The sequence below is a fragment of the Collinsella sp. Sow4_E3 genome, assembly GCF_052116285.1.
GTDB lineage: Bacteria > Actinomycetota > Coriobacteriia > Coriobacteriales > Coriobacteriaceae > Collinsella.
Genome location: NZ_JBQKLJ010000050.1, coordinates 1 through 1,904, shown reverse-complemented (window position 1 = coordinate 1,904; position 1,904 = coordinate 1). Strand labels below are relative to the sequence as shown.

Below are 1,904 nucleotides of genomic sequence, written 5' to 3'. Positions count from 1 at the left end.
CGGTCGCGGACGTGAGCGGATGTCCGACAGCCTCGACGGCGAAGTCCAGCGCCTGCCTCTTGGTGAGCCCGGCCTGTTTGACGAGTCCGCCGATGGTGGTGGTCTGCTCGGTGCTCAGCATCGGCTCAGCCATGCCGCGCAACGCCTCCATCGCAGCATCGACGTTGGTCGGGGCCGGGTCAGGCGTCGGCTGCTGCTGGGTGACCGTGACCCGCTCCGGTGGCGTGCCGGCCCCCAGTTCCTCGGGGGTGTAGATGACGCCGTACAGGGCGTCGGATGCGCCCATGCGGCACACCTCGGTGATGGCGCGGGCGCGCATCATCTGCCCCTCATACTTGGACCAGTTGCCCTTGCCGGACAGTCCAGCCGCCTTCGCCTTCGTCCTGTCCCAGCAGGACGTGAACTCGAAGTCGGGGTCGTCGGCGCGGATCAGGGTGGCGGTCACGACCGGGCCATGCTCGGTGGCCTCCTCGCGGATGCGCAGCTTGTGCCCGGCCCGGCGCACCAGTGAGGCGAGCAGGTCGGCCGACGCGGTCGGCTTACCCTCGATCACGTGGATCGAGTTGATGGCCTGCATAGGCGGGATGCCGAGCGCGTCCCCGTACTCGATCGCGATGAGCACGTTCGCGGGTTGCTTGTAGTACTGCCTGGGGAGCAGGTTCCCGTCTGCGAGGGTGCGGGCGTACTCGAGTTTTTGGGGCATGGTTGCCAGTTCGGTGCCGGTCATGCTGCTGTCCTGTCTGTGGTGGCCGCGTCTCGTGCGGCGTGGAGGTCGGTGATGAAGCGCTGCCCGGCCCGCATCAGTGCGGTGAACAGGGCTGGGTTGAATCGGATCGGGTAGGTGGCGAAATCGAAGCCGCGTTCACCGGCGGCGAGGATGGCGAGGATGGCGCGGTCGAGTCCGAGGATGCCGAGGCCCCACTGCACCTGGTACAGGTAGTGCATCGGCACCCGATCGGTACCGGCCCGTCCCCATGCGTGCGCGGGGCGGTGGGGGTCGTCCCAGTCGTCACCGGTCAGGACGGCACGCCGGTCGGCGGTTTTCGCCTCGACCAGCACCCCGTCTGTGGTGACCGCATCTGGGTTGTACAGCGCCCAGTCGTGGCGGGGATGCACATGGGTGCCCGCCATCGCGTCGTCGTAGATGAGAGGCGTGGGCCATGAGGTGGTGAGGGATCGCCGCTCAGCGACCATGCCGAGGACAGCAGCCTCGAGCATGGTGCCGCGCCACATCGCCGGGGTCTGGGGGTGGACAGTGCCGGCGATCTTGTCGGCGATGAGCTGGTCGCGGTGGGTCCATGGGGACAGTCCGCAGGCGGCGGCGATCTCGGAGCCGCCGATCCGCCAGCGCCGCGCCTCATGCCACTCGGGCGTGTTCGGCGGGTAGGTGCAGAGTAGGGTCACAGTCCCGCCTCCCACCATGCAGCGGAGTCGAGGATCTCGCCGCAGTCGCCGCAGACCCGCCACGCATTGCAGCCGTAGGTCTCCACGTCGATCTCGCCGTCGTGGGGGCAGGCGTCCGGCTCAATACAGGCGCTCATGACCGGACCTCCGTCCCGAGCCACAGCCCGACGCAGACCACGCCGATGGACAGCAGGACCGCGATGACGGGCACGATGATGTCGAGCACGATGCGGCGGGTCATGACGCACCGCCGAGCGCGGCGAAGTCGATCCCGGCGGCACGCATCGGCTCGGTGAGCGTCGCGACCCCCAGCGCATCCGTGATTACACGGACCGTGGTGCATGGCCAATCGAAGGGCTCGCCATCGTCGTAGCGGCAGATCGTGCAAGCCCATCCCACGCGCTCATCGACATGCACCCACTCGCCCCCGTCGGTCTCCATGTGGTCGTGGTTGACCTCGTGGTCATCGCATTCACCCGGGATGCATGGCTCGAAGATGC

The 1,904-nt window shown here is 68.2% G+C and carries 4 protein-coding genes; all 4 read right to left on the bottom strand.

Translation table 11 applies throughout. The features are described 5' to 3' along the window. On the bottom strand, positions 1-727 hold a 727-nt coding region (locus tag ACTQ48_RS11085), incomplete at its 3' end, for a hypothetical protein (protein ID WP_441570952.1). Then, the gene (locus ACTQ48_RS11080; RefSeq protein ID WP_441042246.1) at positions 724-1,404 is read right to left on the bottom strand and encodes a YqaJ viral recombinase family protein; all 681 of its coding nucleotides are present in this window, start codon (positions 1,402-1,404) and stop codon (positions 724-726) included. The genes ACTQ48_RS11085 and ACTQ48_RS11080, both read right to left, overlap by 4 nt. Beyond that, on the bottom strand, positions 1,401-1,541 hold the full coding sequence (locus ACTQ48_RS11075) for a hypothetical protein (protein ID WP_343118921.1): 141 nt from the start codon (positions 1,539-1,541) through the stop codon (positions 1,401-1,403). The genes ACTQ48_RS11080 and ACTQ48_RS11075 overlap by 4 nt, the downstream gene beginning before the upstream one ends. A gap of 100 nt (positions 1,542-1,641) precedes the next feature. Continuing rightward, positions 1,642-1,904: hypothetical protein (locus tag ACTQ48_RS11070; RefSeq protein WP_441570950.1), on the bottom strand; the 263-nt coding region annotated here is incomplete at its 5' end.

Coding starts and splice junctions, on each gene's coding strand:
- ACTQ48_RS11075 (WP_343118921.1), bottom strand. CDS start 1,541: ATGAGCGCCTGTATTGAGCCGGACGCCTGCCCCCACGACGGCGAGATC.